25 protein-coding genes, 2 tRNA genes and 1 pseudogene are annotated in these 26,064 nt (G+C 67.4%); 25 read left to right on the top strand and 3 right to left on the bottom strand.

Translation table 11 applies throughout. The features are described from left to right. The first annotated feature begins 67 nt into the window (after nt 1–67). Nucleotides 68–1,330 carry an MFS transporter gene (locus SCK26_RS12685; protein WP_318201409.1) on the top strand — a complete coding sequence of 421 codons (1,263 nt, stop codon included), beginning with the start codon at nt 68–70 and terminating at the stop codon, nt 1,328–1,330. Between the two features lie 80 nt (nt 1,331–1,410). Here the strand turns inward: SCK26_RS12685 and SCK26_RS12680 are convergent. Beyond that, nucleotides 1,411–1,487 (bottom strand) — tRNA-Arg (locus SCK26_RS12680). A gap of 214 nt (nt 1,488–1,701) precedes the next feature. On the opposite strand from SCK26_RS12680, the gene SCK26_RS12675 reads away from it, so the two are divergent. Both SCK26_RS12675 and SCK26_RS12670 read left to right on the top strand, forming a co-directional pair. Beyond that, nucleotides 1,702–2,550 (top strand): NaeI family type II restriction endonuclease, encoded by an 849-nt coding sequence (locus SCK26_RS12675; RefSeq protein WP_318201408.1) that lies wholly within the window; start codon nt 1,702–1,704, stop codon nt 2,548–2,550. 203 nt (nt 2,551–2,753) lie between these two features. Beyond that, nucleotides 2,754–3,842 carry a DNA cytosine methyltransferase gene (locus SCK26_RS12670; RefSeq protein WP_318201407.1) on the top strand — a complete coding sequence of 363 codons (1,089 nt, stop codon included), beginning with the start codon at nt 2,754–2,756 and terminating at the stop codon, nt 3,840–3,842. Nucleotides 3,843–4,140: 298 nt separating this feature from the next. On the opposite strand, the gene SCK26_RS12665 is transcribed toward SCK26_RS12670, so the two are convergent. Beyond that, nucleotides 4,141–5,442, bottom strand: a complete 1,302-nt coding sequence (locus SCK26_RS12665; RefSeq protein WP_318201406.1) for a restriction endonuclease — start codon at nt 5,440–5,442, stop codon at nt 4,141–4,143. A gap of 1,307 nt (nt 5,443–6,749) precedes the next feature. Here SCK26_RS12665 and SCK26_RS12660 point away from each other — a divergent pair. The 17 genes from SCK26_RS12660 to SCK26_RS12580 all read left to right on the top strand — a co-directional run bounded on the left by SCK26_RS12660 (nt 6,750) and on the right by SCK26_RS12580 (nt 19,464). Next, nucleotides 6,750–7,028 (top strand): hypothetical protein, encoded by a 279-nt coding sequence (locus tag SCK26_RS12660; RefSeq protein ID WP_318201405.1) that lies wholly within the window; start codon nt 6,750–6,752, stop codon nt 7,026–7,028. Between the two features lie 309 nt (nt 7,029–7,337). Then, nucleotides 7,338–8,456, top strand: a complete 1,119-nt coding sequence (locus SCK26_RS12655; RefSeq protein WP_318201404.1) for a DUF262 domain-containing protein — start codon at nt 7,338–7,340, stop codon at nt 8,454–8,456. A 10-nt stretch (nt 8,457–8,466) separates the two neighbouring features. After that, a complete protein-coding gene (locus SCK26_RS12650) occupies nt 8,467–9,126 on the top strand; it encodes an MAE_28990/MAE_18760 family HEPN-like nuclease (protein WP_318201403.1) in 660 nt (219 codons plus the stop codon). Nucleotides 9,127–9,538: 412 nt separating this feature from the next. Further along, on the top strand, nt 9,539–10,387 hold the full coding sequence (locus SCK26_RS12645; protein WP_318201402.1) for a helix-turn-helix transcriptional regulator: 849 nt from the start codon (nt 9,539–9,541) through the stop codon (nt 10,385–10,387). Nucleotides 10,388–10,482: 95 nt separating this feature from the next. After that, nucleotides 10,483–10,872, top strand: a complete 390-nt coding sequence (locus SCK26_RS12640) for an ATP-binding protein (protein ID WP_318201401.1) — start codon at nt 10,483–10,485, stop codon at nt 10,870–10,872. 175 nt (nt 10,873–11,047) lie between these two features. After that, nucleotides 11,048–11,899, top strand: coding sequence for a sigma-70 family RNA polymerase sigma factor (locus SCK26_RS12635; RefSeq protein WP_318201400.1), 852 nt, complete (start codon nt 11,048–11,050; stop codon nt 11,897–11,899). Beyond that, entirely contained in the window at nt 11,896–12,717 is an 822-nt protein-coding gene (locus SCK26_RS12630) for an integrase (RefSeq protein ID WP_318201399.1), read from the top strand. The genes SCK26_RS12635 and SCK26_RS12630 overlap by 4 nt, the downstream gene beginning before the upstream one ends. 182 nt (nt 12,718–12,899) lie before the next feature. After that, nucleotides 12,900–13,247: a hypothetical protein gene (locus tag SCK26_RS12625; RefSeq protein WP_030782018.1), complete on the top strand. Its 348-nt coding sequence runs from the start codon at nt 12,900–12,902 to the stop codon at nt 13,245–13,247. 5 nt (nt 13,248–13,252) lie between these two features. Next, nucleotides 13,253–14,617 (top strand): FtsK/SpoIIIE domain-containing protein, encoded by a 1,365-nt coding sequence (locus SCK26_RS12620; RefSeq protein ID WP_318201398.1) that lies wholly within the window; start codon nt 13,253–13,255, stop codon nt 14,615–14,617. 88 nt (nt 14,618–14,705) lie between these two features. Further along, a complete protein-coding gene (locus SCK26_RS12615) occupies nt 14,706–15,404 on the top strand; it encodes a DUF2637 domain-containing protein (RefSeq protein ID WP_318201397.1) in 699 nt (232 codons plus the stop codon). Between the two features lie 13 nt (nt 15,405–15,417). Beyond that, nucleotides 15,418–15,597 carry a mobile element transfer protein gene (locus SCK26_RS12610; RefSeq protein WP_030734401.1) on the top strand — a complete coding sequence of 60 codons (180 nt, stop codon included), beginning with the start codon at nt 15,418–15,420 and terminating at the stop codon, nt 15,595–15,597. A 14-nt stretch (nt 15,598–15,611) separates the two neighbouring features. Beyond that, the gene (locus tag SCK26_RS12605; protein ID WP_318201396.1) at nt 15,612–15,767 is read left to right on the top strand and encodes a hypothetical protein; all 156 of its coding nucleotides are present in this window, start codon (nt 15,612–15,614) and stop codon (nt 15,765–15,767) included. A 19-nt stretch (nt 15,768–15,786) separates the two neighbouring features. Beyond that, on the top strand, nt 15,787–16,083 hold the full coding sequence (locus tag SCK26_RS12600; protein ID WP_318201395.1) for a SpdD-like protein: 297 nt from the start codon (nt 15,787–15,789) through the stop codon (nt 16,081–16,083). Between the two features lie 91 nt (nt 16,084–16,174). After that, complete coding sequence (locus SCK26_RS12595) at nt 16,175–17,548, top strand: replication initiator (RefSeq protein ID WP_318201394.1); 1,374 nt, start codon at nt 16,175–16,177, stop codon at nt 17,546–17,548. Further along, a complete protein-coding gene (locus SCK26_RS12590) occupies nt 17,548–17,718 on the top strand; it encodes a helix-turn-helix transcriptional regulator (protein ID WP_030939262.1) in 171 nt (56 codons plus the stop codon). The genes SCK26_RS12595 and SCK26_RS12590 overlap by 1 nt, the downstream gene beginning before the upstream one ends. Then, nucleotides 17,715–19,088, top strand: coding sequence for a tyrosine-type recombinase/integrase (locus tag SCK26_RS12585; protein ID WP_318201393.1), 1,374 nt, complete (start codon nt 17,715–17,717; stop codon nt 19,086–19,088). The genes SCK26_RS12590 and SCK26_RS12585 overlap by 4 nt, the downstream gene beginning before the upstream one ends. Before the next feature lie 31 nt (nt 19,089–19,119). Further along, entirely contained in the window at nt 19,120–19,464 is a 345-nt protein-coding gene (locus tag SCK26_RS12580) for a hypothetical protein (protein WP_318201392.1), read from the top strand. 211 nt (nt 19,465–19,675) lie between these two features. On the opposite strand, the gene SCK26_RS12575 is transcribed toward SCK26_RS12580, so the two are convergent. After that, nucleotides 19,676–19,747: transfer RNA gene (locus SCK26_RS12575), tRNA-Arg, on the bottom strand. Between the two features lie 165 nt (nt 19,748–19,912). Between SCK26_RS12575 and SCK26_RS12570 the strand changes: the two are divergent. From SCK26_RS12570 to thrC, 5 genes and pseudogenes are all read left to right on the top strand, one after another. After that, nucleotides 19,913–20,377 (top strand): annotated as a pseudogene (locus SCK26_RS12570) (response regulator); the annotation flags it as partial. 662 nt (nt 20,378–21,039) lie between these two features. After that, nucleotides 21,040–22,020: an ArgS-related anticodon-binding protein NrtL gene (gene nrtL, locus SCK26_RS12565; RefSeq protein ID WP_318201391.1), complete on the top strand. Its 981-nt coding sequence runs from the start codon at nt 21,040–21,042 to the stop codon at nt 22,018–22,020. A 53-nt stretch (nt 22,021–22,073) separates the two neighbouring features. Beyond that, nucleotides 22,074–23,465: a diaminopimelate decarboxylase gene (gene lysA / locus SCK26_RS12560; RefSeq protein ID WP_318201390.1), complete on the top strand. Its 1,392-nt coding sequence runs from the start codon at nt 22,074–22,076 to the stop codon at nt 23,463–23,465. 153 nt (nt 23,466–23,618) lie between these two features. Beyond that, nucleotides 23,619–24,911: a homoserine dehydrogenase gene (locus tag SCK26_RS12555; protein ID WP_318201389.1), complete on the top strand. Its 1,293-nt coding sequence runs from the start codon at nt 23,619–23,621 to the stop codon at nt 24,909–24,911. Nucleotides 24,912–24,917: 6 nt separating this feature from the next. Continuing rightward, nucleotides 24,918–25,976 carry a threonine synthase gene (thrC, locus tag SCK26_RS12550; RefSeq protein ID WP_318201388.1) on the top strand — a complete coding sequence of 353 codons (1,059 nt, stop codon included), beginning with the start codon at nt 24,918–24,920 and terminating at the stop codon, nt 25,974–25,976. The last annotated feature ends 88 nt before the right edge of the window (nt 25,977–26,064 follow it).

Raw genomic sequence — 26,064 nt, 5'->3', positions numbered from 1 at the left:
CCCGACCATGGGAGTCGTCGCGAGGGGAGGGGCAGTCTGGGCGGCCGACCTCCTGGGAGTGTGAGCGATGACCGGTGACAGACCCTCCGCGGCGGCCTGGCGCAACCTGGTCATGGCCACCGTCGGCTTCACCCTCACCTTCTGGGCCTGGAACCTCGTCGCCCCGCTCGCCGGCGACTTCGACGACCGGCTGCACATGGGCGCCTCGGCCCAGTCCCTCCTGGTGGCGGTCCCGGTGCTGGTCGGCTCACTCGGCCGGGTCCCGGTCGGCGCGCTCACCGACCGCTACGGCGCCCGCCTGATGTTCCCGCTGACCAGCGCGCTGACGATCATCCCCGTGCTGCTCCTGATCCCGGCCCGGTCGTCGTACGCGGCCCTGCTCCTGGTGGGCTTCGTGCTGGGCCTCGGCGGCACTACGTTCGCGATCGGCGTGCCGCTGGTCAACTCCTGGTTCCCGCCCGCGCACCGGGGCGCGGCCCTCGGCATCTTCGGCATGGGGATGGGCGGGGTGGCGCTGTCCGGCTTCCTCACCCCGCGCATGTACCACCGGGGCGAGAACCTGCCGTTCCTGGTGATGGCGATCGCGCTGGCGGTGTACGCCGTCCTGGCCGCCTTCCTGATCAACGACCGCCCCGACCGCGAGATCCCCTCGACGCCGCTCGCCGCGCGCCTCGGCCGGGCCGCCCGTCTCCGCGTCACCTGGGAACTGTCGGCGCTCTACGCGATCGGCTTCGGCGGCATCGTCGCGTTCGGCGTCTACCTCCCCACCTACCTGCGCACCTGGTACGGCCTCACTCCCACCGACGCCGGCACCCGAGCGGCCGGCTTCGCCCTCGTCACGGTGGTCTTCCGCCCCCTCGGCGGCTGGCTCGCCGACCGCGTCCACCCGGCCGTCGTCACCGCGTGGGCGCTCGGCCTGGTGGCGGTCCTGGCGATCATCCAGTCCTTCGACCCGGTCCTGGTCCCCACCGCCACGATCTGCCTCCTGCTGATGGCGGCGGGCCTCGGCACGGCCAGCGGCTCGGTCTTCGCCCTGGTCTCCCGGGTCACCCCCCAGCCCCAGGTGGGCAGCGTCACGGGCATCGTCGGCGCGACAGGCGGCCTGGGCGGCTTCGTCCCGCCCCTGGTCATGGGCGCCGTCTACAGCGCCAAGTCCTCGTACTCCATCGCCTACATGCTCCTGTCGGACCTGGCCCTGGCGGCCTGCGTCTACTCCTACGCCCGCATGCGCACAGCGGGCACCCCCTCGAAACCGCCCCCAAGCCCGGCCCGCACACGCGAAGAGCCCACGAGCCCGCCCACCCGAACCCAGAACCGGGGCGCCCTCTGATTCCTCCACCCGGGACGCAGAAAACCCCGCACCCAGTGTTTCCACTGACTACGGGGTTTCGGACACTCCCTGCGAAGTGCCCCCGGCAGGATTCGAACCTGCGCACACGGCTCCGGAGGCCGTTGCCGTCCCGGGTATTTGACCTGGTTATTGAGCCCGTGAGCGGTCAACTGCAACCGATTCGTCCATGAATGGTCCACAGAACAGTCCACCTGCGCAACGGGGTTGGCTCGGATCCTGTCAGACCATCTGGCTAGGCTGCCTGCGACATCGAGCTACATGACGAGGGTGGGGCAGTCGTGGGGAGACTGAAGCTACAGCCGTTGGGTTCGGCGTGCCAAGGCGAGGACTGCCGGTCGGAAGGACGGGTCTTGCACGGCCCCGCGGATGACAAGGAACTCCAACTCGTCCTCGGGGAGCTGAGGAAGTACGACTTGGCTGCTGGCTTCACGGAAGCCATCCGATCTTCAATTGACTACGTTCTCGATGGTGCGCGCACTGGTCGCTATGACCTTCTATCGGAGGATGTTCATCCAGGAGAGCGCGCGTCCGTCGGGGCAAAGCTGGAATATGAAGTGCAGCGTGTTTTCAAATGGAAGAAGGCCAGGCCGCTTGATATTGAGCTCGCGGGTGTGCCGGTCGACTTGAAGAGCACGGTGGGCGACAACTGGGCGATCCCGACAGAGGCACATTGCCACCTGTGCATCTGCACCCAGATGCGCCTGAAAGACAACGTTCATCGCAGCTGGTTGATTCGAACTCATACATCATGGCTTTATAGAGGTAAAGGGAACAAGGACGGAAAGCGAGGCATCGCCGTGGACGCCCGCAATCAATGGGGCGTTCCTCTGTATGACTGGACCCCGTTGCCGATAAATCCGCTCACCCTACTTTCTAAGATTCAAGCAAACCAAGTATTCGAGCTCGGGCGAGGGCAGGAGGTGAGGCTACTCAGGTTGTTCACCTACCTGCCCAAGATTGTGATCGAGAGAAGCGTCATACTCACGGTGTGTGCGGGAAATCAAGACCCTATGCGCCGGGCTCGCGCAATCAAGGAGAAAGCTGCAAAACAAGGAATCCTTCTCCTGTGCGGCACGTGGGTCAGCGATCGAACCGTGGCGCAAGGCCATGGATTTACCCTGGGGCCAGGGGACTGGGTCGCCATTCCCGATGAATCGGCGGACCAAAGGAGGGGCGTAGACGCAGACTTCTTGTTCTAGCCTCGCACAACCTGCATGTGCTCGATATCTGACGCCACATCTACCGATCTGTGCCACGAGGACTCAGCCTGCGTCGTGTGTGGACGGATGACCTCGCTGCGAGTCCTGTTGTCAGTGCCGTCCGGTACGCTCATCGATTGCTGCTGAACGATCGCTTGTGAGCTGACGTGCCGGGTCAGACCGCAACGACTCCTGGAGATCAAGTGCAACCTACCCAGATCGTGGACCTCTTTGCTGGCCCTGGCGGGCTTGACGTGGCAGCAGAGAAGCTCGGTGTCGCGACTGTAGGCATCGAGTGGGACGGAGCCGCTTGCGCAACCCGACGCGCGGCCGGCCTGGCAACGATCGAGGGTGATGTCCGCGACTACGGACCATCGGATTTCCCTGACGCAGATGTTCTTGCAGGCGGGCCACCATGCCAGACCTTCACGGTTGCCGGCAGCGGCGCTGGGCGCAGAGCACTCGATGATGTATTGGCCTTCATTAAGCGCGTCGCCGCTCGGGAGCCTCGTGATCAAATTGATCGTGACCTTGCAAAAATGGAGGACGAGCGAACCGGGCTTGTATTGGAACCCTTGCGTTGGGCTCTAGAGGCGATCGACAGCGGCAGACCATTCAAGGCTATTGTGCTTGAACAGGTCCCAGCCGTGCTGCCAGTTTGGCAAGCCTACGAGGAGGTCCTGGCGGCTGAGGGGTATGCAGCAGACAGCGGGATCCTCCGTACCGAGGAATATGGCGTACCGCAGACGCGTAAAAGGGCGGTTCTTATCGCTCGCAAAGACGCGAAAAAGGTGAGTCTTCCCGAGCCTACTCATCGGGCGTACCGAAAAGGCGTCGACCGCGCGATTGGCGATAGTCGCCTGAACCCTTGGGTGAGCATGGGGGATGTATTGAATCGCCCGTATCCCTTCTTCGTGATCTCCAATTATGGCACGGGAGGAAACCCCAGGGCGCGAGGACGCCGAGGGTCGTGGGAGCCTTCGGCCACGGTAACGGGAAAAATCTCGCGTAATCGCCTAGTTTCCGAGACCGGTGAAGAGCTCCAGCGATTCACCTTTTCGGAGGCCGGTAAGCTGCAAACGTTTCCTTGGGATTATCCGTGGTCTGGGAACGACGTTGGTCAACAAATCGGAAATGCTGTCCCGCCTCGCCTTGGCATCCACGTGCTAAGCGCCGTGTTCGGATGGTCCCCGCCATCGGACGATTTGCTTGAGAAGCTCACCCTCTGGAAGGGTGAGGAAAGTAATCAAGCAAATCTCGAGCCAGACCCTGACCCGTGCATGGACCTCTAGTACATCGGAGCCTGTTCGCGATCGCGCGTATGAGCACCTGAGGTGCCCTGCGATTGCTGGCCATGCACTTCATCTCAAATTGGGGGGGTGCGCGACCTTGGGCTGACGTTCCTCCGTCCCGGGCCATCACAAGGCAGGGCTCGCCAGCGAAGGAGTACGCCAGGCTCTACGACACGCCAGCATCCGGGCCAGGCACGTAACTCGGGTGCCTAGGCAGTCCGCGTTTCCGCCGGTCAGCGTGCGACTATGCCTATCATTCACTGCAGCCGTTTATGAACCGGCCGTAGGCGCAAGGGCGTTACTCCAACAGAATCTCTTCAGGGCGCCGATTCGTGACCGTGGTCTCGCGCACGGTCAGTATGTGCTCGATGCAGGCTTCGAGGTCTCCCCCGTGATCGTCACGGGCCATGCTCCTGAGTTCCCGAGCCAGATTCAATCCATTGATCAGCACGATCGGGTATTGGTCCTCGACCATCTCGGTCTGCGCGGGAACAGAGTAGGCACCAGTGGTGACATACACCCCGATCCAGCCGCGTCTAAGCCGAGCGACGACGCGAGCAATCTGCTCGGCCGTCACGAGGCTGTCGAGCTTGACGCACTTCGCCTGTCCGAGGACGACGAGACTAGTGCCAGCCAGTCCGCTGCCGATGTCGAGTCGACCGACAAAGTCCGCTCCTCCGTCTCCGGACCGCCGCGTCAGCCATCCCTCGACGTAGCTGTTGCCAGCACCGCGCAGTACACGGGCTGCGACCGCAGAGGCGATAGCCTCAAAGTCGTGCTTGCGTCCGTCGAAGTACTTGTAGATCAGCTCCAGGTCCTTGGCCTCGGTGGTACCCGGCTTGGGTCGCTGTTCGGGCACCTTGGTCACCTTGGCGCGAGCAACCCGCCGGCGAAGCCTTGGTAGCGCTGAGTTTCCGTGTTTGACCCACTCGCGCCAAGCCCGCGGAGCGAGTTCGAGCGCCGCGGCGTCGGTCACGGACTTGTCTCTACGGGAGCCGATCCACTCCCACGAGATCTTGTCGTCCTCGTGAGTCAGGTCGATGAGCGCTATGTCGTAGACGTAGTTCGTGAACGTTGTGTGCTCGCTGCCGCCCCACTGGACCAGTCGCTCGGCTCGCTCGATGATGCCCAGTCCGCAGAACTCGACGTGTCCCTTCACCTTGCCGCTACGCGAGACCGCGCGGAATAGCAGCAACGGGACGGCGCTGGCACGTTCTTCCGGTGTACGTCCCTGGTGCCCATTGAAGGCATCAAGTAGGGCAGCGTTTCCGTTGGTCTTTCCGGGATCGACAGTGGTGGTGACCTTGTGGTCGCCGAAGTAGCGGACGTGCCCATTGTCCATGTCGAACACGTCATGCCAAGGAGTCTGCTCGGTGCCCGCCTTCCAGGGGCTGGAGCGGATGAGAATGACCGGTCGCCTCTCCCCATCCGGCGTGCGCACCTTCGCCATGCCGTTGATGCCAGCCTCAAGCAAGGCGCGTGGGAGCTTTGGTGAGTGAGTCACGTGGTGGAAGTTGGGGTACCCGTCCAGCATCGCCGGGCCGGGGTCCTTGCCATTGGCGTAGCGATACACCTGACCAACGCGCAATTGACCACCCATGCATCCCCCTGCGTCAGCGTCGACACGACGATCTTGCAACACAGTAGTGGCTGGCACTGACAAGAAGACCACTCTTTCCAGGCATCAGCTTGTGGGGGCTTGGGGTTCTCGGTGGCAGCTACCCCGCTGATCTGCGGTGAAGCGGTATTGACGCCTGGTGAGCGGTTCGCCGGTTACCAAGTGCTCGCCGCGATCGACCACGCGATCCCGACACGCGACTGGCATGCCGCGACTGCCTCTCCAGGCAGCCCGACTTGCCGGTCTGCTGATCGCGGTCTCGCTGACCAGCCGGACTGAAGAGGCCCACGGCTCTGAGCTGCTCAGATGCCGTGGGCTTCTATCGTTCTCGGTTGGCGTTGGGTGACCTTGGACGGCCCGGCCATCTACCGGGCCTCCCTGTTGGCCTGGTCCGCTAACATCCCGGCATCGAGGGGGCAGATATGGCACTGGGCCGTAAGGGAGCGTGGCGCATAGTCGTCGACGGCACGGGCTATCGCTGGTGGCTGCGACGTAGGCCCACCTACGGCCAGGCTCTCTGTTGGTCGCCGTGCACTTACGCCGTGAAGCATGCGGTTCATCCTGGGACGACTCTCATCGTCACGACGGACCAGGCTCACACTGGCAACTGGCTTGAACGCCTGGTCAAGGCGGTAGTGCCCTCCGATGTCGCCGACGCCGTCAAGGCCGCCCTGCAGCAGGGTTGGGTGCCCACTCGCGCGGGCTCACCGTTTCACCTCGACCAGTCCGCCGGCTTTTCTTTCTCACCTTGAACTGACTGGGCTGAGCGCCGCTTTACAAGTTCGTTCTCGTCCCGATCCGGCCGGGGCTCGCCTCGGACACCGGTGCCGCACACGGCCGCTAGTTGGCGTCGCCGTCCGTCGCCGTTGATGTCACTCGTGGATGTCAGCGGAACAGCTTCGGGGAGGGGCATATCTCCAGTGGCTCATCCGGCCGGTCGGCCCAGCCCACCAAACATGCCGACCGGCACACCGCCACAGCGCCCGGCACGCCCGCCGGCCCTCGTCCTCCCGCTTGCAGAGCACGAAGCCGCCGAACCGCATGGGCTGGCTGCACTCGGGACAGGCGGGGGCTTCGGCGGTCATGCGGAGCACCCTAATGAGCCTCAGCCGACGACAGCCAGCCACGACGGCGGGTGCGCCGACCGGTCAGGCGCGCGTATGCCTCGCTGAGCCCCCACCGGCCTCAGCCACGCTGCGTCTGTGTTCTGTCGCTGTCCTGACCTGCTGCCGAGCTGCCAGCGCACTGTCGACGAAAGCGGTGTCGGAGGGCTCGGCTACGTTGTACGGATGACTGACACGGATCCGCTCGTGCCGGCACTCACCGGCCTGCTCGTGGACATCGTTTGGTGGCTGGAGAGCTGCGGGGATGAGGAAGTGGATCCGGACTCCGCGGTGAAGATGATGGAGAGCGTGGGCTGGGTGCTGCTGCAACTGCCCTCAGACCAACGCGAACGGTTCCTTAAGGTGCTCGCCGACCTGGCCGAAGCGGAGCAGGATCCTGCGCGGCGCGAGTTCCTGGAGTCATTCCCTGACGCCATCGGCGGGATCGACGACCAGGAGAGTTGAGCGCGAGTCTGGCCGTTAGGAGCCAGTTCAGCCACAACTGATCACGGGCGGCCGTGACCTGCGGCCGCCGGATCGATCAGCGCCCTGACCTGCTGCCGAGCTGTCGGCACCTGTCGACGTTGGTCACCATGGAGCGCCCTTCCACGGCCCGGAGACGGCCAGGGAGGGCGCTTGCTCGTGTGCCGTCACCTGCCTCATGCTGGTCTACTTCGCTCCTTCGCGAGAGGTGCGGCAGTGCCATGCCTAAGCCGGGCCTGAGATGGAATGATGATCCCAGCCGTGGACTAACTGACTTGGAGTGTGCGTGAAATGACCCTGCAGGACGAGATCGAGGCTGGTCGCTCGACGGTCAAGGCAGACGCCTACGCAATGTCCATCGGTGAGATCGTGAATCTATACCGTGATCGTGAATTGGTGATTCGGCCGGAATTCCAGCGCCTCTTTCGCTGGACACCGCCGAAGAAGTCGCGACTGATTGAAAGTATTCTCCTAGGTATCCCACTTCCTTCGATCTTCGTCATGCAGCGGCACGACGGAGTCTGGGAAGTGATTGATGGCCTCCAAAGGCTTTCAACGATTTTGGAGTTCATGGGCGAGCTGAGGGATGAGGAGAAAGGCGAGCTACTCCCGCCGAGCCAACTGCAGGGGACGCGCTACCTTCCCTCCCTGGAGGGTTTGAGCTTCGAGGGCACAGAAGAAGGTGCAGCGCTCACCCCTGGGCAGAGGGTTTCCCTCAAGAGGAGCAAGCTTGACTTCAAAATTCTATTGCCTGAAAGCGACGAGAAAGCAAAGTATGAGCTCTTTGATCGCTTGAACTCTGGTGGCGAAGTACCCTCGGCCCAAGAGGTCAGAAACTGCCAGCTCATCATGAGGAACCGTGATTTTTTCCTCTGGCTTGAGGAGCTGCGGAATGATTCCAGCTTCAATGCCTGTGCACTAATCTCTAGCCGGGCCGCTGAAGAGCAGTACGATCTCGAACTTGTCTGTCGATTCCTCAGTCTTATCTCAAGCACCCTTCAGGAGCTGAAGGAAATGGAGAGCGTCGACGTCTTCTTGACGGATAAGATGCTCGAATTGGCGGGCAGTGAAGGCTTTGATAGGCCGAGTTGGGGGAAGGTCTTCCGGGACACCTTTTCCCTCCTTTCCGAGGCTCTGGAATCTGACTCCTTCAGGCGTTATGACAATTCGAAGGGGCGGTTTCTCGGAGGTTTCTCGGTCTCCGCGTTTGAAGCCATTTCAGTCGGGGTCGCAAGCAACCTGGAGGCGTGGGCTCGAGTGCCAGAAGAGGATCGAGCGGGGGCGCTCCGAGGGCGTGTCGAAGACATGTGGTCAGAGACCTTCTTCCGTTCGCAGGCTCGTGGTGGCGTACGTGGAACCACGCGCATTCCGCTTACCATTCCTGCCGCCAAGGACTTTTTCCGCCCCTGAGGTCGCTCAAATGAAGATTCGCACGACCGAAGGTCTCTACGACTATATCTCGGCAGATCTGGGCTGGAGGAAAAAAGAGCTCAGCGTTTTCAAGGGGCAGGTGGAGAGGGCTGAATTCGGTATTCGCCCCGCGTTGCTCCGTGCTTCTATTGCTCTTCTCTATGCCCATTGGGAAGGGTTCGTGAAGAACTGCGCGCACGCCTACTTGTGCTACCTAGCATCCCTCAGGTTGTCTTATGTGCAACTGCGTCCAGAGCTGGCGGCGCTGGCAATGCGGGCAAGGCTTGAGGAATTCGAGACAACGAATAGATCGTTTATACATGCGACCCTAATTCGCGATATTCGAGAGGATGCGTCATCCCGCGCCAAGATTCCCACCAGTCGTGACGCGGTCAGGACTTTCTCGAATCTGAACTACGAGCGACTCTGTGACATTTTGTGTTCGGTGGGGTGTGACTTTTCTCGATACGCATCGTACGAAGACCTGATCGATGAGCAATTGCTTGCGGCTCGAAACAGAATCGCTCACGGCGAAGAAGACTACATCAGGCTTACCGACTGGAATGACGTCAGAGTGGAAATCGTCAAAATGATGGATGACATTTCCAATCAAATTCTGAACTCTGCGACACGGAAGAGCTATTTGGCTGAGTGGGATCCGAAAAGCTAGCGATCGCGGATCAGGTCGGTGGTGCGGCTTTGAGCTGGAGCTGATTTGGCGCGAGTGATCATGGCCCATTACACTATCCCGCGGATCGCGCAGGTTTGTAAGCCTGCCCGTTAGTGCCCGATCTTGGGTCATGATCTTCGAGGCTCGCGCCAAATTGGCTGCCTGAAGCCGTGGAGCCGACCGCCCCAGCCGCAGCGGGTTTCTCCCCACGATGTTCCCGCAGTCGCCGAGCGCGCCGCCGGGCGCGGCCAGCCGGGGCGAAGACAGGAGGCAGGCCGCGCCGCAGAGGCGGCGCGCGCCCGCGCCGTGCGCGGGCCTTGAACCAGTAGAGAAAGTTTGAATCACGTTCGGTTGGTGGTCGCTGTGTCCGGTCGTACGGGTGCCTGGTGGCGGGTGGTGTAGAACCCTGGACATGGGGAGTGAGCGGCGGGAGCGGATGAAGGCGCTGGGTGCGCGTCTTCGTGTGCTTCGTGGAGAGTCGGGTCTGACGGGTGCCGTGCTGGCACAGCGGGCCGGCGTAGGTCAGCCGACCGTGTCGAAGATCGAGACCGGGCGCATGGTTCCGAGCCGGGATGTGCTCGACCGGATCGTGGGCGCCCTCGGCGTGGATGAGTCGGTCTCTCGTGAGGTGTGGGAGCTGCTGGCGGGCGTGCTTGCCGCCGAGGACGACGAGTCGACCGCTGTTGACGTCGCCGAGGGCACGACCGTTGATGAAGAGGTGCGGTCCGCTCAGTCCGTGCGCTCGTTCCAGTGCGTCGTACTGCCGGCCATGTTGCAGAGCGCGGAGTACGCCCGGCACGTCTTCCAGAGCGCCCCGCGCTCGACACCCGAGGCTGTCGGTCGGGCCGTCGCTGCCCGTGTGGATCGGCAGAGCGTCCTGTACGAGCCGGGGCGGGAGTCGGTGTTCGTGGTCACCGAGGCCGTGTTGCGGACCTGGCCCGGGAGTCCGGCGCTGATGCTGGCGCAGTTCGACCGGCTGCTGGCGGTGGAGAGTCTGAGCACGGTACGGCTGGGGGTGATTCCCTGGCGCCGGCCGGTGCCGGTGCTGCCGCGGCACGGCTTCACCTTGTGCGACCAGCGGGCGGTCGTGATCGAGACCTTCGACAACGAACGGGTGTCCACTGACGCTGCTGAAGTGGCCGCCTACGAGGAGACCTTCGAGCGCTTCGAGCGCGCTGCCGTCTTCGGTGATGAGGTGCGCGAGCTGCTGTTGCGGGTGATGAAGGAGTTCCGCGACCTGGGGGATGCCCTCACCCAATAGAGGAATAATTCCTCGACATGCCTAGAATGCTGCTCATCGCTGGGAATACTCTGCCGTCACGCTGTCTAGCCCCCTAGACGAACGGAGAGGTTCCCATGCTCACCAAGTGGTGCCGTGTCTTCCCCGGCCTGCCGGAAGAGGTGTCCAATGCCCGTCACTTCGTGGCCTCCCTGCTCGCGGACCGTGGTCCGGTCGAAGACGCCGTCCTGGTCGTGAGCGAGCTGGCGACGAACGCCCTGCGGCATACGCGGAGTGGCATGCCTGGTGGGTGGTTCTTGGTGGTCGTCGGCCTTGGTGACGATCTCGTGCGCATCAAGGTGGTCGACCAGGGCGGCGCTCGCGTGCCTCACCTGTGCCCCGTCACCAGCCGTGAAGAGGGAGGTCGTGGGCTACGGCTGATCGATGCCTTGGCGAAGAACTGGGGCTACACGATCTTGCCTGACGGGCGCTTCGTCTGGGCCGATCTGGTGCGGGCGAGCGTATGAGGGCGCAGAAAGCGGTGCGATCGCGGGTTCGCATAGTTGGCGGTGAGGTGTGAGCCCGAGAGGTGTCCCCCGGAGGAGATCGCGCTTCTACGTGATCGGTGTGCGTACCGGGCGGCGGCTGCCTCCCATTCCGTCTAGGGCCCTAGACTCCTGGGTACTGCTAGGAGGTGAGGTCATGTCGGACGAGCTCCAACGGATCATGACGATCGATGATCCGTACCTGCTGTTGCGCGAGGTGACGACTCGCTTGGCGGACGCGCAGCAAGAGGTGACTGAGCTGGCCCGCCTTCGTCGCCGAGTGGTTCAGGACCTGCACGCCCAAGGGTTGTCGTACGCGCAGATCGCCGCGAAGGCCGGCCTGAGCCGCGGGCGGATCCACCAGATCCGGCACACCGGTCCGGCGCCGGAAGGGGCCTTCCTCGGCCGGGGCGCCGTCACCGTCGCCACACCGTTGCGGCGGGACGACGAACGCGGTCGGACCGTCGTCGCCGTGGACGACGTCAGTTCCGGCAAGCGGCTGGAAGACCTGGCGCGGTCGTACGGGCTCGACGTCGCCTCGGAGCATGTGCCGGTGACCGGCGAGATCGACCTCAACCGGGACGGCCTGATCGTGGTCTGCGGCCCCCGCATGTCCCAGGCCATGTGGGACACCTACGCCCAGGACCCGGTTCTCCACTGGGAGCGTGCGGAAGACGGGCCCTGGACCGTCGTGGACCGGCAGACCGGCACCGTGTACCGCTCGGGGCAGGACAGCGACCCGGTCCGGCCGTACGACGTCGGCTACCTCGGCCGGCTGCCGCGACCGGACGGAAACGGCTCGCTGCTCGCGATCGCCGGTATCCACACGCAAGGTTCCCTCGGTGTCGTGCAGCTCCTCGCCAACGACCTGAACGTGATGTGGGGCCAGGTCGGCGACCGCCGGTTCTCCACTCTGGTGGGTGTCGAGTACGACCCCGAGACCAGCGAACCGCAGTCCGTGGAACTGCTCTGCCCCCTGTACCGGCACGACGAGGAGACGGCGGTGTGAGGGTCGACCTCGCCACGCTCCCCGCCGACCCGGAACGAGAGAACGAGGACTTCGCCGCCGCCGCTCCCGGAGCGGTCGTGCTCCTCGACGGCGCCGGCGTCGGTGGTGCCGAGACTGGGTGCACGCACGGTGTCGCCTGGTTCTCCGGGACGCTGGGCGGCCTGCTGCTCCAAGCCATCTCCAGGTCCCCCGCCCGGCCGCTCACCGAGTGCCTGGCCGACTCGATCGGCCGCGTCCGCTCGCTGCACGGCGACAGCTGTGACCTGGCGTACCGGGCCAGTCCCACCAGTACGGTCGTCGCCGCACGGATCAACGGGGAAAGGCTGGAGTACCTGGTCCTGGGTGATTCCTCGTTGCTCCTGGAGGAGGAGGACGGCAGTGCGACCGTCGTCACCGACCGGCGCCTGGACGAAGTCGGCAAGCGACTGCGCGGGCCGGTCGACGCGCTGCCCACCGGCTCACCCGAGCATTCCGCCGCGCTCGCCGACTACCGGGAGGCTTTGACCGGTCTGCGCAACCAGCCGGACGGCTTCTGGATCGCCGGCCCCGACCCGCAGGCGGCCGAACACGCGCTGGCCGGCACGGTGGCGCTTGACTCGCTGTCCACCGTGACGCTTCTGAGTGACGGCGCGACCCGGCTCGTCGATCGCTTCCAAATCGCCGACTGGGCAGAGTACTTGGACGTGCTTGCTTCCTCCGGGCCGGACGAACTGATCCGCCGTGTGCGAGAGGCCGAGAAGAGCGACCCCGACGGTCGGCGCTGGCCGCGAGGCAAGGCGCACGACGACGCGACCGTCCTCCACTGGGCCGTTCGATAGCCCTCTCGCACGGTTTCGCGGCCACGCCGTATACCCCCCTAGACAGTTGATGGGTCGTCGGCTACCTTCACTGTCAACCCCCCTAGACAGTTGGGGTGGTCGCCCCCGCTGCTGTCTAGGGGGCTATTCAGCCCGCTCGGCGCCGATCTCAGGGCGCCCGAAGACTCCGTGAGGTACTGACAGTGCGTGTGATCCCCGTAGACACCTCCGCCGCGACGCTGCTCGTCACCAAGCTCCCCGAGGTCAAGGTCAGGGACCGTCAGACCGGCGAGGTCGCCGTGGACCCGGTGACCAACCAGCGGCTCATGACGCTGGAGCTGGTGTTCATCGCGGCCGGCGGCTCGGACATGATCAAGGTGACCATTCCCGAAGAGGGGATCGGAGACGGCCTGGTCATGGGCGCGCCGGTCATCCTGTCGGGCCTGGTCGCCCGGCCGTGGGAGAGCGAGTTCGGCGGGCGTAGCCGTCACGGCATCGCCTACCGGGCCGACGCTGTCATGGTCAACGCGCCGGTTGCGGCCCAGGGTTGATCGCCATGACTGACGTTACCTGGGTGCTGCTGCTGGTCCTGCTCCTTGTGGTCGCGCTGCTGGTGGTCCGTCGGCGGATGCCGGTGGTGTTCTGGTGGCTGGTCGGGTATCCGGTCGTCGCGTTGCGGGTGCTGCTGTCGTACCGGGCGACGATGGACGCGTGCGGCCTGACGGTCCCGGCTTCCGCCGTCCGGGTCGCCACGGCCCGGGTGATCGGGCGGCAGGCGGCACCCGTGCCGCCCCGGCGGTCCTTCCCCCGGCCCAACGCATCCGGTCTCGTCATGCGGCTGCGCATGGCGACCGGGCAGGCGCCCGAGGACTTCACCGCCTCGGCCGACCGACTGCGCCATGCCTGGGGCGCCCACGCCGTCCACGTACGCCCCATGAAACCCGGCTGGCTCGAACTGCGGCTCGTCGGGTGGGACATGCTCGCCGATGTGCGGCCCGCCCGGCGTCAGGCTGCGGCCGAGCCGCTTTGCCTGCCGCTGGCGCTGCGAGAGGACGGCGACTGGCACGTACGCGACTTTCGCACCGTGCCGCACGAACTGATCCTCGGCGCCACGCAGTCCGGAAAGTCCGTCTACCTGCGCAACCTGCTGTGCGGCCTGGCCCGGCAGCGGGTCGTCCTCGTCGGGATCGACTGCAAATGGGGTGTCGAACTGGCGCCCTTCGCACCCCGGTTGTCGGCGCTGGCCGACGACCCGGATCGGGCGAACGACCTCCTCGACGCGCTGCTGGAAGAGATGGAAGACCGGTTTCGGCTGATCGGGCTCAGCGGTGCCGATCCGGACGCTGTTCTCACCTCGGACGTCTGGGGGCTGCCGGACGCCGTACGGCCAGTCCCGGTAGTGCTGGTCGTTGACGAGGTGGCGGAACTCTTCCTCGCCGCGAACCGGGATGACGAGAAGCGGCGCGACGCGTTGGTCACCAAGCTCATCCGCCTCGCCCAGCTCGGCCGCGCGGCCGGCATCTACCTCGAAGTCTGCGGGCAGCGCTTCGGCTCGGAACTCGGCAAGGGCGCCACCATGCTGCGTGCCCAACTGACCGGCCGCGTTTGCCACCGCGTCAATGACGAAGCGTCGGCGAACATGGCCCTGGCCGACATCTCTCCCGAAGCAGCGCTGGCCGCCACGTCCATTCCTGCCGACCGGCCCGGCGTCGCGGTCGTCGGCGACTCGTCCGGCGGATGGTCCCGCGTCCGCTCTCCTCTTCTCTCGCTCGAAGAGGCGGCGGCCGTCTGCCGCGGCACCTCGGCTCTGGTCCCTGAACTGCCCCGGCTCGACCGCTTCCGGCTCGCCGTCGCCGTCGCATCGGCCGGGCCGTCCCCCTCGACCGGCGCCACGCCCACCGCGCGCCCGGTGACCGAGTAGCACGTTCCCTCCCCCCTACGGCCGGCGTGACCGCCTCACGCCATGTCCCTACCCCTCCCATGCCCGAAACAGGAAGGAACCGGAGCCGATGCGTGCCCACCTGGTCCGTGTGGACGCCGTCGTCGTCCAGGCCGTCATCGCGGGCGCCCTGTCCTTCTCCCACTTGCACGACCTCGCCGCAGCGGCCGGACAGGGCGGATGGAAGGCGTGGGCCTATCCCGTCAGCGTCGACCTGTTGCTGGTCGCCTCCTGGCGCCGGATGCGCCAGTTGCAGCGAACGGGGCAGGCGGCGGGTAGTCCCCGGCTGTGGTTCCTGGTGGCCCTTGCCGCCTCCCTCGGCGCCAACGTCGCCACTGCCGGACTCCTCGACCTGGACCACGTTCCCGCTTCGCTCCGCGTGGTGGTCGCGGGCTGGCCCGCCATCGCCTTCTTCGGCGGCACTCTGCTGGCCCACACACCGCCCGGCCAGGAATCTCCGGTGCTCACAGACTCGCCGACGGCTACTCCGCACGACCAACGAGACCCTGCTCCGGCTGCTGTCGACGGTCCGGAGCCGGAAGACCTGCCGGCACCAACCCCCGTTCCCGCCCCCGCCGAACCGGAAGCCGTCCCGGCTCCGCCTCCGCCCGGTCCCGCCGTCACGCTCCCACCCGCCCTTATCCAGCGCGCCCGGGCACTGGCCGACGAACAACGCTCGACCACCGGCCGCCCCGCCGACCCCGACGCCGTCCGCGCCCGGCTCGGCCTTCCCCCGTCCATGACCGCCTCCGTTGCCGCCCACCTGTGAGAGGAGCACCGCCATGAACCGCCGCTTCCGCAACGTCCGCCGTATCGGCCCCGTGAACGTCGCCTCCTACATCGACCGCGGCAGGCACCGCCACTTGGCCGCCTGCACCGCACCCCGCTGCGACTTTTCGGCCGAGTACGACTCCCGCGCCGCCGCCGAACTCGCCGCCCGCACCCACCGCTGCTCGGCCTGACAGGAGATCACCGCATGCGCGTCCCGCTTTGGCTCGCCCTGCTCTGCGTCACGGTCCTGGGCGTCAAGCTCATCCGCCCGCCCTGGTGGCTTGTCGCCGTGCTCCTCCTCGGCGGCTACCTGCTGACCGACAGCCTGCTGGCGCCCGTCATCGACTCCCTCGTCAAGTGACCCGTAAGGAGCCCTGCTCATGATCCGGCCGAAGATCCCCACCATGCCGCAACCGACCGTCCCGGTCACCACGCCCGCCACTGTTGCGCCGACCGCAGTCACTCCGGCCAGGCCATCGACGCCCGCACCTCCGGCGCTGGCCCGCCCGACCATCCAGTTGACGCCCGGCACGGCGCTCGCCCTCGTCGGTGGTGGGACCGCCGTGGTCTTGGTCGTGGGTGCCGTCCTCGTCTCCATGCTGCTCGCCGTCGCCGTGACCGCCACATCGGTCGCCGTGTGCGCCGTCGTTCTCCGCTCTCTCCTCACCCGCCGCTGAACCAACGACTCCTTTCGCCTGCCCTGACTGTCTAGCCCCCTAGACAGTCAGGACAGGGCCCAACACCCGCACCACAAGGAGGAACCTGCACATGCGTCCACCGGCTCCCCTTGGAGCCATCCGTCACATGGCCGCCCTCGCCCGGCACGGCGACCTCGGCTCCTACGCCCGGCAGATCCAGCGCCTCGGCGGCTGCGAGCGGCCCGTACGAATGGAGGGTCACCGGCTCGACGTCCACGTGGCCACCGGTGAAATCGTCCGGGAGATCACCGACCGCGACCTACCGGCCGGACAGCTCCTCATCCGCTGCAACAACCGTCGCGCCACCCGGTGTGCCACCTGCGCGGAGACGTACCGCAAGGACACCTTCCACCTTGTCACGGCCGGTCTGAACGGCGGCAAAGGCATCGGCCCGGCGGTCGCCCGGCACCCCCGCGTCTTCGCCACCTTCACCGCTCCGTCCTTCGGCCCGGTCCACAACCGCCCGACCGGCGGCCGGTGCCGCTGCGGACGCTCGCACACGGAGGACGACCCCGCTCTGGGTACGCCGCTCGACCCTGAGCGTTACGACTACCAGGCCGCCGTCCTCTGGAACGCGCATGCCGGTGCCCTCTGGGGTCGGTTCACCACCTACCTGCGCCAGCAGATCGCCACCCGCGCGGGCCTCACCCGCTCCGCGACGCGTGACTGCCTCCGTGTGTCGTACGCCAAGGTCGCCGAGTACCAGCGGCGCGGCGCCGTCCACTTCCACGCCGTCATCCGCCTCGACGGCCCGGGAGGCGCGGAGGACGACCCGCCCGCCTGGGCCACGACCGAACTCCTCACCGACGCGATCCGCTCGGCCGCCCGCCTCGCCGAGACACCCGGCCCGGTCATCGACGGCCGCGCCTACGCCTTCCGCTTCGGCGACCAGCTCGACATCCGCCCCATCCGCTCCGCGGACTTCGCGGGCACCTCGGAGCTGTCCAGCCGGGCCGTGGCCGCCTACATCGCCAAGTACGCCACCAAAGGCGCCGAGACGGCCGGCACGCTCGACCACCCCGTCCGCAACCCCATCACCGACCTGATCGGCTCCGGTGTCACCGACCACGCCCGCCGGATGATCCTCACCTGCTGGCACCTCGGCGCGCTCCCCAAACTCGAAGCGCTGCGCCTGCGCAAGTGGGCCCACATGCTCGGCTTCCGCGGCCACTTCTCCACCAAGTCCCGCACCTACTCCGTCACCCTCGGCGCCCTCCGCCAGGAACGCGCCGACCACAACGAAGCCCTGGCCCGCGCCCGCGCGCCCGAAGCGGGTCACCCCCTGCCCGACCCGGACACCGTCCTCGTCCTCTCCCACTGGCGCTTCGCCGGAACCGGGTGGACGAACGCAGAACACCTCATCGCTCACGGCATCGCCCCTCGCTCAACCGATCCGCAGACGGAAGGAGAACCGACATGGCCCAGCGTGTTCCCGACGAGCTGATGACCGTCCGCCAAGTGCTCGATGAGCTGGGTGGTGTCTCGCGCCGGACCTTCTACCGATGGCGCGAGCTCGGTCAAGGGCCCGCGGCATTCAAGCTCCCGAATGGAGAACTTCGCGTGTGGCGGAGCGACTTCACAACGTGGTTGCGGCAGTTGGAGGCAGCGGCGTGAAGTCTCTCGACGTGAAGGTGTGGGGCGTACGGAAGAGGAACACCAAGAAGTCGTCCTATGACGTCCGATGGACCGTTGCCGGGAACGTCTTCTCCGAACAGTTCCGAACCAAGGCGCTCGCGGATCACTACCGCTCCAAGTTGCTCCGTGCCACTCATGATGGCGAAGAATTCGACACGGCGACGGGGCTGCCCGACTCGATGGTTGAGAAAGCGGCCTCGATGACCTGGTACGCCTTCGCTCTGAAGTACCTGGCCATGAAGTGGCCTCACGCGGCGCCGAACACACGCAATGGGATCAATGAGGCCCTGACCGCCGTGACAATGGCCCTTCTCGACGATCGCCCTGGGCAGCCGTCCGAGGAACTGATCAGGAAGGCACTCCGCAACTGGGCCTTCGTCCTCCCGGGGCCAGACGAGCGCGAATTGCCGACTGAGATCGCGGACACCTTGCACTGGGTGGCCAAGGCGTCGCGCCCACTCTCGGACCTCGGTGACGCGGCGATGGGCAGGGCCGTCCTGGACTCACTCAAGCTGAAGCTCGACGGGACGGCGGCGGCCGCGGAGACCGTCCGGCGCAAGCGTCGGACACTCGTCAACGCGATGCACTACGCGATAGACCTCGGCGAGTTTAGAGAGAACCCGATCACGGGCATCCGTTGGAAGAAGCCAAGGGTTGCCGGAGAGGTCGACCCCCGGGTCGTCGCCAATCCCGAGCAGGCTCGTTCCCTGCTGACTGCGGTCTCGTACGTCGGCGGGTACGGCCGCGCGCGTGGTCGCCGACTCGTCGGCCTGTTCGCCTGCATGTACTACGGTGGCCTGCGCCCGGCTGAGGCCGTTGGCCTCACCAGTGCAGACCTGAAGCTGCCCCAGGTCGGTTGGGGGACAGCACTGCTGAACCGGACGCGCCCGAGTGTCGGCAAGCAGTGGACGGACTCCGGTGAGACCCACGACGACCGGGGGCTGAAGAACCGGCCGGCGGAGGAGGTCCGGCTCGTACCAATCCCGCCCCAACTCGTCGCCATCCTCCGGCAGCATCTCGACACCTTCGGCACCGCCGAGGACGGGCGACTGTTCACCAACGAGCGCGGGGGAGTGGTCGGCTCGTCCACGTACTACCGCGTCTGGCAGGAGGCTCGTGCGCTGGCGCTCCCGCCGGCCGCGGTCTCCTCCCCGCTCGCCGCGCGTCCGTACGATCTCCGGCACTCGGCACTGTCGACCTGGCTCAACTCCGGGGTGGATCCGACTGAAGTCGCCGAGCGTGCGGGCAACAGCGTGGAGGTCCTGCTGAGCCGCTACGCCAAGTGCATCGATGGACGACAGGAGATCGCCAACCGCAAGATCGAGGAGTTGCTGCGGGAGTACGAGTGATCACGGGACCAAGGCACCCCATACTCCAAGGGTGGACATGTCGGAGGAAGGCGAAGCGCTCGATCCTCGGTGGGTCGAGGTGGGCAACAACGTGAATGGCATCCTGCACGGCTGCCGAGACGCCTCGCCTGTAGCCGAGCGCTTCGTGCGGGCCGGCTGGAGGTCGAGGTCGTCCTCCTGGAATGGCTACGAGGTGGGAACCCGTTGGTGCGAAGTGGAGCTCGACCCCGTCGATGGGCCGGACGTCCTACTCAACGGAGTCGTCGACCCGCGGCGGCTCGATGACCTCGCCGGCCTCCTCCGCCGTTTCGGGCTGAGGTGCTCTCTGGAGCTCTATGACGGGGACGGCATCCTGGTCCGCGAGGTCCGAGCCTGACTCGGCGAACCTCGCTCGAGGCTCCCGGACGTGTCCGGGAGCCTTCGCGTTTTCCGGGCTTGACCTGGGGAAACGTCACAAGATCCTGTCCACGAATAGTCCACAGACCCCGGCATACGGCCGCTACGAGCGGCACACGCCTGCACATACGCGAAGACCCCGGCCTCAGCGTTTCCGCTGGTGACGGGGTCTTCAGGCACCTCCTACAAGGTGCCCCCGGCAGGATTCGAACCTGCGCACACGGCTCCGGAGGCCGTTGCTCTATCCCCTGAGCTACGGGGGCGTGTCGGGCGCTGAGCTTCTCGCTCGCGGCGACGGGTAGAACACTAGCAGGTCCGCGGGGGTGATCAGCAATTCGGTTCCTCGGGTGGGGGGAGCGGGTCCCCTGTAGGGGGTGGAAGTGGGGAAAACCCGGACGCGGTGGCCGGTCCGCACCTACTCTCGACTTGTGCCAGGCGCTCCGGGTCGGGTGCTTGTTGTGGACGACAACAAGGTCATCCGGCAGCTGATCAGGGTCAACCTCGAGCTGGAAGGGCTAGAGGTCGTGACCGCGGCCGATGGTGCCGAGTGTCTGGATGTGGTGCATGAGGTGCGCCCCGATGTCGTGACGCTCGACGTCGTCATGCCCCGGCTGGACGGGCTCCGCACCGCCGCCCGGCTCCGCGCCGATCCCCGTACGCAGCACCTGCCCGTCGCCATCATCAGCGCGTGCACCCAGTACGAGGTCCAGGCCGGCCTCGACCTCGGCGTCGACGCCTTCCTCGCCAAGCCCTTCGAACCCGCCGAGCTGGTCCGGCTCGTGAAGGACCTCATCGAGGGGAAGATCGGGCGTGCGGCGTCCGGGGGAGACGGATCCGCCGCGGGGGGCGGGCATGAGCCCGGGCAGGGCGGAGGCGCGCCTGGCGGGGGCGGTGACGGGGAGATCGTCGAGGGGAGCGGCGAGGAGAACGGTGAACCGGAGGGCGCTGGGGGCGTCGGTGAGGGGCAGGAGGCCGACGAGGGTGCCTCCGGTCACGAGCGCCTCCCGTGCCGGCAAACCCTGCCGTGCCAGCAAGGCCTCCCCGGTCACGAAGGCCTGCGCCCTTATGAAGGCCTGACAGGTATGACAGGTATGACAGGCCTGACCGGCCATGAGAGCCTCCCCGGCCACGACGGTCCGCCTGACCACGACGGTCCGGCCGGTCGCGACCACCTGCCCGGTCAGCAGGCCCTGCCCCGCGCTCACGAAGACCTGCTCCCCGCTCACGAAGGCTTCCCGGCTCACGAAGGCGTACCCGATCCCGGCGGCCTGGCCAGTTCCAGCGGCCTCCCGAGTCCAGACCGCCTCATGACTCCCGACGGACTCCCCGCCTCCGGCCTCCCGAACCCCGACGGGCTCCCCAGCCCCGACGGCATCCACCCCTAGCCACATACGCCCTGGCCACGCATCCCGGGCCGTCCGCCGGTGACCGCCTGGCCGTTCCCGGCCCCGCCGCTCCCGACGCGACCGGCGCGCACAGGCATGCCCGCATCGGAAAAGGAAGAAAGGCATAACCGGCTCGCCCACCCACCCCCCTCCTCCCCTACGCTTGTCCCGTGACCCCCGCCGAGCTCTCCCGCACCGTGTTGCACGCGGTGTGTCGTGCCGTCGACGACGGGGAGTTGCGCGTGGCCGTGCCCGAGCGGGTCGTGGTGACCGAGCCGGGGCCCGGTGGGTGCGGGGACTTCGCGACCGCCGTCGCGCTGCGGCTCGCCGGCGCCGCCGGGCAGCCTCCGCTGCGGGTCGCCGGGATTCTGCGGGAACGTCTCGTCGGGGCCGAAGGGATCGAGGACGTCGTCGTCACCGGGCCGGGGTTCCTCAACATCCGGCTCGCCGAGCAGGTCGACCCGGTGGCCGCGCTGGTCGCGGAGATCCGGGAGAAGGGCGCCCGGTACGGGCACGGTGACGCCCTCGCCGGACAGGTCGTCGCGCTCCGGGTGCCGTACGAGGTGCGGGCCGAGGTCGTCGCCGACGCCGTCGTACGCATCGTGGGAACCCAGGGCGGGCGGGCCACCGTGGAGCACGGCGAGCCCGTCAATCTGCGGCCCGTGCCCACCCCGGAGGACCCCGCGCCGCTCGGCCCCGACGCCGCCCGGTGGGCCCTGCTCCACCCCGCCCCGCACGACCGGCCCCGGATCACCGCCGACCACCTGGTGCAGCGCGAGGGCAACCCGCTGTTCCGGGTGCGGTACGCCCACGCCCGCGTCCGCTCCCTCGGCCGCAACGCCGCCCGCCTCGGCTTCGCCGCCGAACCCGGCCGCCCGCACACCGAGGCCGGCGCCCTCCTCCTCACCCCCCTCGCCGACCACCCCCGCATCCTCACCGCGGCCGCCACCCACCGTGCCCCGGACCGGCTCGCCCGGCATCTCGTCACCGTCGCCGATGCCGTGCTGCCCCTGCTGCCTTCCGTGCTTCCCGTCGGCGAGGAGAAACCCTCGGCCGCCCACCGTGCCCGGCTGGCCCTCGCCGAAGCAGCCGGGACGGTGCTGGCCGGTGGCCTGTCCCTGCTCGGCATCGACGCACCCGAACATCTCTGAGGCGCGTGAGCGGATGCGCCCCGGAGAGAGACAGAGAGCCTGAGAATCACGTCATGAGCCGTTCCGCCCATCCCGCCGGGCCCCGCCACGCCGATGTCCTGCCCGAGGGGCACTACTCCGCACCACCCGCCGACCTCAACGCCCTGGACCGGAAGGTGTGGGCCCAGACCGTCACGCGCGGCGACGACGGTGTGGTCGGTGTCGCGGGCATCCCCGTCACCCGGCTCGCCGAGGAGTTCGGCACGCCCGCCTACATCCTCGACGAGGAGGACTTCCGGTCCCGCGCGCGTGCCTGGCGCACCGCGTTCGGTCCGGACGCGGACGTGTTCTACGCCGGCAAGGCCTTCCTCTCCCGGGCCGTCGTGCGGTGGCTGGACGAGGAGGGGCTGAATCTGGACGTGTGCTCCGGCGGCGAGCTGGCCACCGCGCTGTCCGCGGGGATGCCCGCCGAGCGCATCGCCTTCCACGGCAACAACAAGTCCGTCGAGGAGATCCGCCGGGCCGTGGAGGCCGGCGTCGGGCGGATCGTGCTCGACTCCTTCCAGGAGATCGTGCGGGTCGCCCACATCGCCCAGTCCCTCGGCAGGCGGCAGAAGGTCCAGATCCGGATCACCGTGGGCGTCGAGGCGCACACGCACGAGTTCATCGCCACCGCCCACGAGGACCAGAAGTTCGGCATCCCGCTCGCCGGCGGGCAGGCGGCGGAAGCCGTGCGGCGGGCGCTCCAGCTCGACGGGCTGGAGCTGATCGGCATCCACTCGCACATCGGCTCGCAGATCTTCGACATGTCCGGCTTCGAGGTCGCCGCCCACCGGGTCGTCGGCCTGCTGAAGGACATCCGCGACGAGCACGGCGTCGAACTGCCCGAGATCGACCTCGGCGGCGGGCTCGGCATCGCCTACACCAGCGCCGACGACCCCCGCGAGCCGCACGAGATCGCCAAGGCGCTCACCGAGATCGTCACCCGCGAGTGCGAGGCCGCCCGGCTGCGCACGCCCCGCATCTCCGTCGAGCCCGGACGGGCCATCGTCGGACCCACCGCCTTCACCCTGTACGAGGTCGGCACGGTCAAGCCGCTCGACGGGCTGCGGACGTACGTCTCCGTCGACGGCGGCATGTCGGACAACATCCGTACCGCGCTGTACGACGCCGAGTACAGCGTCGCGCTCGTCTCCCGCGCCTCCGACGCCGAGCCGGTGCTCTCCCGGGTCGTCGGCAAGCACTGCGAGAGCGGGGACATCGTGGTCAAGGACGCGTTCCTGCCGAGCGACCTGGCACCGGGCGACCTCGTCGCCGTGCCGGCCACCGGCGCGTACTGCCGGTCCATGGCCAGCAACTACAACCACGTCCTGCGGCCGCCCGTCGTCGCCGTACGGGACGGCGAGGCCCGGGTGATCGTCCGGCGCGAGACGGAGGAGGACCTCCTGCGTCTCGACGTCGGGTGACGCGCCCTCCGAGAACGACGGGGGCGGAAGATCTGCGGTCTTCGGCCCCCGTACAAATGAAATAGATGTCTCACGATCCGGACGAAGGGTAGAAACTCCCGTCCGGTGAGTGAGACTGGACCAACCGTAGACGGTATGAGGAAACGAGGTCGGATGATGCGTACGCGTCCGCTGAAGGTGGCGCTGCTGGGCTGTGGAGTGGTCGGCTCAGAGGTGGCGCGCATCATGACGACGCACGCCGCCGACCTCGCCGCCCGCATCGGTGCCCCGGTCGAACTCGCCGGCGTGGCCGTCCGGCGTACCGGCAAGGCGCGTGAGGGCATCGACCCCGCGCTCGTCACCACCGACGCCACCGCCCTGGTCAAACGCGGGGACATCGACGTCGTGGTCGAGGTCATCGGCGGCATCGAGCCCGCCCGGACGCTCATCACCACCGCCTTCGAGCACGGCGCTTCCGTCGTCTCCGCGAACAAGGCGCTGCTCGCCCAGGACGGCGCCGCCCTGCACGCGGCGGCGGAGGCGAACGGCAAGGACCTCTACTACGAGGCCGCCGTCGCCGGCGCCATCCCGCTGATCCGGCCGCTGCGCGAGTCGCTCGCCGGCGACAAGGTCAACAGGGTCCTCGGCATCGTCAACGGCACGACCAACTTCATCCTCGACAAGATGGACTCCACCGGCGCCGGCTACCAGGAGGCCCTGGACGAGGCCACCGCCCTCGGGTACGCGGAAGCCGACCCGACCGCCGACGTCGAGGGCTTCGACGCCGCAGCCAAGGCCGCCATCCTCGCCGGCATCGCCTTCCACACGCGCGTCCGCCTGGACGACGTCCACCGCGAGGGCATGGCCGAGGTCACCGCCGCCGACTTCCGCTCCGCCAAGGAGATGGGCTGCACCATCAAGCTGCTCGCCATCTGCGAGCGCTCCAAGGACGGCACGTCGGTCACCGCGCGGGTGCACCCCGCGATGATCCCGCTCAGCCACCCGCTCGCCTCCGTGCGCGGCGCGTACAACGCCGTCTTCGTGGAGAGCGACGCCGCCGGGCAGCTGATGTTCTACGGCCCCGGCGCCGGCGGCTCGCCCACCGCCTCCGCCGTCCTCGGCGACCTGGTGGCCGTCTGCCGCAACCGGCTCAACGGCGCCACCGGGCCCGGCGAGTCGGCCTACGCCGACCTGACCGTCTCCCCGATGGGCGACGTCGTCACCCGGTACCACATCAGCCTCGACGTGGCCGACAAACCGGGCGTGCTCGCCCAGGTCGCCACCGTTTTCGCCGAGCACGGCGTGTCCATCGACACGGTTCGGCAGCAGGGCAAGGACGGCGAGGCCTCTCTCGTCGTCGTCACCCACCGGGCCTTCGACGCCTCCCTGTCCGGGACCGTCGAGGCGTTGCGCAAGCTGGACACCGTGCGGGGTGTCGCCAGCATCATGCGGGTTGAAGGAGAGTAACCAGCAATGACCCACCAGTGGCGCGGAATCATCGAGGAGTACCGGGACCGGCTGCCCGTCTCCGACACCACGCCGGTCGTGACGCTCCGCGAGGGCGGCACGCCCCTCGTGCCCGCGCAGGTGCTCTCCGAGCGCACGGGCTGCGAGGTCCACCTGAAGGTGGAGGGAGCCAACCCCACCGGGTCCTTCAAGGACCGCGGCATGACCATGGCGATCAGCAAGGCCAAGGAGGAGGGGGCGAAGGCCGTCATCTGCGCCTCCACCGGCAACACCTCCGCCTCCGCCGCCGCGTACGCGGTGCGGGCCGGCATGGTCTCGGCCGTCCTGGTGCCGCAGGGCAAGATCGCCCTCGGCAAGATGGGCCAGGCCCTCGTGCACGGCGCGAAGATCCTCCAGGTCGCCGGCAACTTCGACGACTGCCTCACCCTCGCCCGTGCGCTCAGCGAGAACTACCCCGTGGCGCTGGTGAATTCGGTCAACCCGGTGCGGATCGAGGGCCAGAAGACGGCCGCCTTCGAGATCGTGGACATGCTCGGCGACGCGCCCGACATCCACGTCCTCCCGGTCGGCAACGCGGGCAACATCACGGCCTACTGGAAGGGCTACAAGGAGTACGCCGCCGACGGCGTCTCCACCCGCACCCCGCGGATGTGGGGCTTCCAGGCCTCCGGCAGCGCCCCCATCGTGCGCGGCGAGGTCGTCAAGGACCCGTCGACCATCGCCACCGCCATCCGCATCGGCAACCCGGCCTCCTGGCAGTACGCCCTGGCCGCGCGCGACGAGTCCGGCGGGGCCATCGACGAGGTGACGGACCGTGAGATCCTGCGCGCCTACCGTCTGTTGGCCGCGCAGGAGGGCGTCTTCGTGGAGCCCGCCTCCGCCGCCTCGGTGGCCGGTCTGCTCAAGGCCGCCGAACAGGGCAAGGTCGACCCGGGCCAGCGCATCGTGTGCACGGTCACCGGCAACGGCCTGAAGGACCCGGACTGGGCCGTCGCCGGCGCCCCGCAGCCGGTCACCGTCCCGGTCGACGCCGCCACCGCGGCCGAGCGCCTCGGCCTCGCCTGAGCGCTCCCGAACCGGGAAATCCCTGACAAGGTGCACAGGGGGCTTACGACACGCATCGTGCGCCTCCTGTGCGCCCTATGTCGCCACA

It is taken from the genome of Streptomyces sp. SCL15-4 (assembly GCF_033366695.1).
GTDB lineage: Bacteria > Actinomycetota > Actinomycetes > Streptomycetales > Streptomycetaceae > Streptomyces.
The sequence above is the reverse complement of the archived record's forward strand: the minus strand, read 5'-3'. Positions and strand labels throughout refer to the sequence as shown.

Bases quoted from the DNA above. Each gene is read 5' to 3' on its own strand.
- SCK26_RS12685 (WP_318201409.1), top strand. From the start codon at position 68: ATGACCGGTGACAGACCCTCCGCGGCGGCCTGGCGCAACCTGGTCATG.
- SCK26_RS12665 (WP_318201406.1), bottom strand. From the start codon at position 5,442: ATGGGTGGTCAATTGCGCGTTGGTCAGGTGTATCGCTACGCCAATGGC.
- SCK26_RS12660 (WP_318201405.1), top strand. From the start codon at position 6,750: ATGACTGACACGGATCCGCTCGTGCCGGCACTCACCGGCCTGCTCGTG.
- SCK26_RS12655 (WP_318201404.1), top strand. From the start codon at position 7,338: ATGACCCTGCAGGACGAGATCGAGGCTGGTCGCTCGACGGTCAAGGCA.
- SCK26_RS12650 (WP_318201403.1), top strand. From the start codon at position 8,467: ATGAAGATTCGCACGACCGAAGGTCTCTACGACTATATCTCGGCAGAT.
- SCK26_RS12645 (WP_318201402.1), top strand. From the start codon at position 9,539: ATGGGGAGTGAGCGGCGGGAGCGGATGAAGGCGCTGGGTGCGCGTCTT.
- SCK26_RS12640 (WP_318201401.1), top strand. From the start codon at position 10,483: ATGCTCACCAAGTGGTGCCGTGTCTTCCCCGGCCTGCCGGAAGAGGTG.
- SCK26_RS12635 (WP_318201400.1), top strand. From the start codon at position 11,048: ATGTCGGACGAGCTCCAACGGATCATGACGATCGATGATCCGTACCTG.
- SCK26_RS12620 (WP_318201398.1), top strand. From the start codon at position 13,253: ATGACTGACGTTACCTGGGTGCTGCTGCTGGTCCTGCTCCTTGTGGTC.
- SCK26_RS12615 (WP_318201397.1), top strand. From the start codon at position 14,706: ATGCGTGCCCACCTGGTCCGTGTGGACGCCGTCGTCGTCCAGGCCGTC.
- SCK26_RS12610 (WP_030734401.1), top strand. From the start codon at position 15,418: ATGAACCGCCGCTTCCGCAACGTCCGCCGTATCGGCCCCGTGAACGTC.
- SCK26_RS12605 (WP_318201396.1), top strand. From the start codon at position 15,612: ATGCGCGTCCCGCTTTGGCTCGCCCTGCTCTGCGTCACGGTCCTGGGC.
- SCK26_RS12600 (WP_318201395.1), top strand. From the start codon at position 15,787: ATGATCCGGCCGAAGATCCCCACCATGCCGCAACCGACCGTCCCGGTC.
- SCK26_RS12595 (WP_318201394.1), top strand. From the start codon at position 16,175: ATGCGTCCACCGGCTCCCCTTGGAGCCATCCGTCACATGGCCGCCCTC.
- SCK26_RS12590 (WP_030939262.1), top strand. From the start codon at position 17,548: ATGACCGTCCGCCAAGTGCTCGATGAGCTGGGTGGTGTCTCGCGCCGG.
- lysA (WP_318201390.1), top strand. From the start codon at position 22,074: ATGAGCCGTTCCGCCCATCCCGCCGGGCCCCGCCACGCCGATGTCCTG.
- SCK26_RS12555 (WP_318201389.1), top strand. From the start codon at position 23,619: ATGATGCGTACGCGTCCGCTGAAGGTGGCGCTGCTGGGCTGTGGAGTG.
- thrC (WP_318201388.1), top strand. From the start codon at position 24,918: ATGACCCACCAGTGGCGCGGAATCATCGAGGAGTACCGGGACCGGCTG.